This window comes from Selenomonas sp. oral taxon 138 str. F0429 (assembly GCF_000318175.2).
GTDB classification, from domain to species: domain Bacteria; phylum Bacillota; class Negativicutes; order Selenomonadales; family Selenomonadaceae; genus Centipeda; species Centipeda timonae.
Window position 1 is genome coordinate 488,521 of record NZ_KB290930.1, and the last position, 309, is coordinate 488,829.

General features: G+C 50.2%; 1 protein-coding gene. It reads right to left on the bottom strand.

All coding sequences use genetic code 11. The annotated features are described in order from the left end of the window. On the bottom strand, positions 1-309 hold a 309-nt coding region (locus HMPREF9163_RS12340), incomplete at both ends, for a recombinase family protein (protein WP_009440331.1).

The following is a 309-nucleotide window of genomic DNA, read 5'->3' on the forward strand; positions in this document are numbered from 1 at the left end:
GCTTGCCGTTCTGCTCTCTGCGTTTTATCTCCGATTGCACAAAGTCGAACAAATCTGGCGGGATAATCGCCTCGTGATGCTCTTCCACATAATACTGCGGAATCTCTCCCATGTTTCTGCGTCGCGTCTTATCGAGAAAGTCTGCCGTATATTCCTTCTGAATCAGTGCATCACCGCGATACTTCTCATTCGTGAGGATGGAGCGCACCGTGGAAATGTACCACTTATCCTTTCCCGACGGGGATTTGATGCAACGCTTCTCCAACTCCTTGGTGATGGCATAGAAGGATCGCCCGCCAAGGAAGAGTT